The sequence below is a fragment of the Streptomyces sp. P5F9 genome, from assembly GCF_057961495.1.
Window position 1 is genome coordinate 1 of the sequence record NZ_JBXVPZ010000607.1, and the last position, 4,931, is coordinate 4,931.

Consider the following 4,931-nt stretch of genomic DNA (forward strand, 5'->3'; position numbering starts at 1 on the left):
GGCTACTGCAGCGCGGCGCTCCGCGCCCACCGCCGCTTCGTAGCCCCGGCGGCGATCTACGTGGCGTACAACATCGGCATCATCGCCGGGATGTACGCCTTCGGCGCCCACTGGGGCGTCCGCTCGGCGGCCCTCGGTGTGGCCGGGGGCGGCGTCCTGATGGTGCTGACCCAACTCCCCGCGCTGTGGCGCCAGTTGACGAGCCACAAGCCCACCACCCCGGACGCGGACACCGGCCCCGCCGAACCCCGCCGGATGAACCTCGCCCTGATGGCCACCGTGCTGCTCTTCGCACTGTGCCGTCAGTCGCAGGTATTGATCGAGCGCTTCCTCGCCTCCCACCTGCCGGCCGGCGCCATCTCGCATCTGAACTACGCGCAGAAGGTCGCCCAGATGCCGATGGTGCTCTCGCTGATGCTGTGTACGGTCACCTTCCCGGTGGTCGCACGGGCGCTGGCCGAGGGCGACACGGAGAAAGCCCGCAACCGCGTCGAGCGGGACCTCGCGCTCGCCGCCTGCCTGGTGCTGCTCGGCGCCGCCACGGTGATCGCCTGCGCCCCGCAGATCATCCAACTCCTCTTCCAGCGCGGCGCGTTCACCGCCCACGACACCGCCGCCACGGCCGGTGTGATGCGCGTGTACGCCCTCGGACTGCTCGGCCAGACCCTGGTCGGCGTCCTGGTCCGCTCCTACTTCTCGGCGGGCCGCCCCACCTGGTACCCGGTCGGCGCGATGGCCGCCGGCATCGTCGTGACCACCTGGATCGGCGCCTGGACGGTCGGCCCCTGGGGCGTCATCGGCATCGCCGTCGCCAACGCCACGGGCATCACCTTCACCGCCCTGCTCCTGCTCTACGGATCGGGCCCGCGCAGTGTCCCGCTCCGCACCCGGCAGGTCCTGATCGAGCTGAGCCGGCCGGTGCGCGCGGCCGTGGTCGCCACGATCGCGGGGGCGTTCGTGGCCCGCGCGCTGCCCTCGCCGCTGCTCGGTCTGACCGTCGGCTGCACGACCGTCACCGTCGTCTTCGTCCTGCTCGGCTGGGCCCTGGGCGCCCAGGGCTTCGCACCCGCACTGGAAACCGTACGCTCCGTCACACGAAGGCTCATCCATGGCCGCTCCCGTTGATTCCCCGACCACCGGCAGACGCGCCACGGGCCCGGTCCCGTGGGTGGCGATGTACCACTCCGTAGGCGACTGCTCCGACGACCCGTATCGCATCACCGTCACCCCCGACCGCCTTGAACAGCAGCTGAGTTGGCTGCGCCGGCGCGGTCTGCGGGGCGTCTCCATGGGCGACCTGCTCGCCGCCCGTGCCCGGGGCGAGGGGCACGGTCTGGTCGGTCTCACCTTCGACGACGGCTACGCCGACTTCGTCACCAACGCTCTCCCCCTGCTGGCCCGTTGGGACTGCGGCGCCACCCTCTTCGTACTCCCCGGCCGCCTCGGCGGCGACAACACCTGGGACCCGCTGGGCCCCCGCAAACCCCTCCTCACCGCCGACGGCATCCACCAAGCGGCCGCCGGGGGCGTCGAGATCGGCTCGCACGGACTCACCCACGTCGACCTCACGAAGGCGGACGACGCCACCCTGCGCGCCGAGGTCGCCGAAAGCCGTTCCAGGCTCCAGGAGTTGCTCAACTCCCCCGTCGACGGCTTCTGTTACCCCTACGGCACGATCGACGCCCGCGCCCTGGACGCCGTCCGCGAGGCCGGTTACACCTACGCCTGCGCCATCGACCCCGGCGACCTGGGCGGCCCGCTCGCGCTCCCCCGCGTCCACATCGGCCAGAACGACACCGCCGTACGCCTCTTCCTCAAGTACCGGCTGCACCGCCTGCGCCGGCGTCCGGTGGAGGGGCTCGCATGAGGGCCCTGCACATCATCACCGGGCTCGGCGTCGGCGGCGCCGAGCAGCAACTGCGGCTGCTCATCCGCCACTTGCCGGTCGACTGCGACGTCGTGACGCTCACCAACCCGGGCGCGGTCGCCGACGGCCTGACCGCCGACGGGGTGCGCGTCTTCCACCTCGGCATGACCGGCAACCGCGACCTCGCCGCCCTCCCCCGCCTGGTCCGCCTCATCCGCACCGGCGGCTACGACCTCGTCCACACCCACCTCTACCGCGCCTGCGTCTACGGCCGGCTCGCCGCCCGGATCGCCGGCGTGAAGGCGGTCGTCGCCACCGAACACTCCCTGGGCGACTCACAGATGGAGGGCCGCGGCCTCAGCACCGGGGTCCGCGCCCTGTACCTCGCCAGCGAACGTCTGGGCCGCTCCACGGTCGCCGTCTCCCCGACGGTCGCCGAACGCCTCAAGCGCTGGGGCGTGCCCGGGCCGCGCATCGAGGTCGTCCCCAACGGCATCGACCTGGCCCGCTTCCGCTTCGACCCGGTGCAACGCCTGCGCACCCGCCAACGCCTCGGCCTGCCCGAGGGCGCGTACGTCGTCGGCGGCATCGGCCGGCTCGCGGCAGGCAAACGCTTCGACGTTCTGATCCGCGCCCTCGCTCAACTCCCTTCCGACTACTGGCTGTTGCTGGTCGGCGGCGGCACCGAGGAGAACCTGCTGCGCCGTACGGCCCAGGACTACGGGGTCGCCGACCGGGTGCTGTTCACCGGCGAACGCCCCTATGTGCCCGACGGCTCACCGGGCCCCGACCTGCCCTCCCTCACCGCCGCCATGGACCTGCTCGCCTCCCCGTCCCCCGAGGAGGCCTTCGGTCTGGCGGTCGTGGAGGGACTGGCGTCCGGGCTGCCGGTGCTCTACGCCTCCTGCCCCGCCATCGAGGACCTCCCCCCGCAGGCCGCGGCCGCCGCCCGGCGTGTGCAGGGCGGCCCCGAGGTCTTCGCCCGCGCGCTGGCGGCGGCCCGCGCGCAGGGCCCGCGGCCGCGCACCGCCCCGGACGCCGCCCACCACTACTGCATCACCCGCAGCGCCGCGCAACTCATGGACGTGTACGCGGCCGCGGTCTCCACCTCGTCGCCGTCCCCCGCACCCCAGGGAGCCAGTTCCTCATGACCGAGATCCGACAGCACCTCCCCCTCAGCCGCGCGAAAGCCCTCCCTGCCTGGTCCCTCCTCGCGGCCGGCGCCGTGACCGGCGGCCTGCTCGGCGGCGCGTACGGCATCGTCAAACCGCCGACGTACACGGCCACCAGCTACGTCATCGCCGTACCCACCGACAAGGCCGACTCCTCGACCGCCCTCGGTTTCGCGCAGGCCTACGGCCGGGTCGCCACGCAGCTCGCGGTGCTCGGGGACGCGCAGGTGTGGGCGGGCGTGCCGGTGAAGACGCTCCAGTCGAGCGTGCAGACGGCGACCTCGCCGGACGCGCCGATGGTCGCCGTGACGGCCACCTCCTCGCGCGCCGACCTCGCCGCCGACATGGCCAACGCCGTGTCCCGCTCGCTGACCGTGCACGCGAACGACTCGAAGGCCGCGACCCACGTCGAACTCCAGACTTTCGCCCGCGCCATCAAGCCGACCGCGCCCACCTCGGCCTCGGCCTCGGTGACCGGCCTGGTCGGCGCGAGCGCGGGCGGCCTCCTCGGCGGCCTGCTGCTGCTCGTCCGGCCGCGCCGGACCACCGACGAGACCGGCCGGCCCGCCTCCGTGCCCAGCCCGGCCACCGCGGCCGACGTCCTGTGACACCGGTGTACTCGGCCGAACTCGTCACCGACGCCCAGGAGTTCGCCGAACTCGCCCCGGCCTGGGGCCGGTTGTACCGGAAGTGCGGCGCGGCGACCCCGTTCCAGTCCCACGCCTGGCTGCACTCCTGGTGGCTGTCGTACGGCCGAACGGGCCGTCTGCGCCTGCTCGTTGTCCGCGACGGCCGCGAACTCGCCGCCGCCGCACCCCTGATGCTCGTACGACGCCCGGTGCCCGCGCTGGTCCCGCTCGGCGGCGCGATCTCCGACTACGGGGACGTCCTGCTGGACGACGACCACGGCGACCCGGCCGTCGCCGCGCTCACCGAGGGCCTCGCGTCCGCCGCCCGCACCGCGCTGATCGACTTCCGCGAAGTGCGCCCCGGCGGCGCGGTCGAGCGCGTCTACGACCGCTGGCGCGGCCCCCGCCGCCGCGTCCACGACTCGCTGTGCCTGGAGCTGCCCGCCGTACCGATGGACGAACTGGTCGCCCGTCTCCCCTCCTCCAAGGCCCAACGCGTCCGCGCCAAGCTCCGCAAGCTGACCGCACTCGGCGTCGAGCGTCACGTCGTACAGCCGGACGGGGTGGACTCGGCGCTTCGGCGGCTGCTGGAACTGCACCAACTCCAGTGGCAGGGACGGAAGGTGACGTCCGAGCATCTACAGACCCGGTTCTGCGAGCACCTCGTGCGCTCGGTCGGGCCGATGGTGCGCTCCGGGGACGCCGTCGTCACCGAGTTCCGGCTCGACGAGGACGTGGTCGCCGTAGACCTCACGCTCTTGTCGCGGCGGCTCGCGGGCGGTTATCTCTACGGCGCGCATCCGCGGCTGCGGGAGCGGAAGGCGGATGTGGCGGTGATGCTGCTCGACGCGTGTGCCGAGCACACCGGCGCCGACGAGCCGCGCACGCTCAGCCTGTTGCGCGGGGACGAGCCGTACAAGCATCACTGGCGGCCCGAACCGGTCGTCAACCAGCGGCTGTTGCTGGCCCGGCGGCGTACGGCGCCGCTGATGTCGGCGGTCGTCTGCGATGTCGCCGCGCGCCGGCGGGGCAAGGTGCTCCTGCGGAAGTGGAGGGAACGCGGTGGCGACGGACCGTGAGCGGCCCGCCGCCACCTCTGGTTCAGCGGTCGCGCTGCCACCAGTCGAACTTCACGCACAGCTTCCCGCCGAGCCAGTACTCCACCCAGTCGCCCAGCTCGACCGGCGAGCAGTTGGCCGGGTGCGTCGGGGTGGGAGGTGTGGTGGGCGTGGCCGGCTTGGTCGGCTCCGGGGTGACCGGGGT

Annotated in this window: 5 protein-coding genes; all 5 read left to right on the forward strand. The window is 73.2% G+C overall.

What is annotated here, in order from left to right; genetic code table 11:
• Positions 1–1,125: murein biosynthesis integral membrane protein MurJ (gene murJ, locus AC31A1_RS46735; RefSeq protein ID WP_489659148.1), on the forward strand; the 1,125-nt coding region annotated here is incomplete at its 5' end.
• Complete coding sequence (locus AC31A1_RS46740) at positions 1,109–1,867, forward strand: polysaccharide deacetylase family protein (RefSeq protein ID WP_489659149.1); 759 nt, start codon at positions 1,109–1,111, stop codon at positions 1,865–1,867. The genes murJ and AC31A1_RS46740, both read left to right, overlap by 17 nt.
• Positions 1,864–3,018 carry a glycosyltransferase gene (locus tag AC31A1_RS46745; protein WP_489659150.1) on the forward strand — a complete coding sequence of 385 codons (1,155 nt, stop codon included), beginning with the start codon at positions 1,864–1,866 and terminating at the stop codon, positions 3,016–3,018. The genes AC31A1_RS46740 and AC31A1_RS46745 overlap by 4 nt, the downstream gene beginning before the upstream one ends.
• Positions 3,015–3,647: a YveK family protein gene (locus AC31A1_RS46750; RefSeq protein ID WP_489659151.1), complete on the forward strand. Its 633-nt coding sequence runs from the start codon at positions 3,015–3,017 to the stop codon at positions 3,645–3,647. Before AC31A1_RS46745 ends, AC31A1_RS46750 begins: the two co-directional genes overlap by 4 nt.
• Positions 3,644–4,747 carry a GNAT family N-acetyltransferase gene (locus AC31A1_RS46755; protein WP_489659152.1) on the forward strand — a complete coding sequence of 368 codons (1,104 nt, stop codon included), beginning with the start codon at positions 3,644–3,646 and terminating at the stop codon, positions 4,745–4,747. Before AC31A1_RS46750 ends, AC31A1_RS46755 begins: the two co-directional genes overlap by 4 nt.
• Positions 4,748–4,931: the final 184 nt, after the last annotated feature.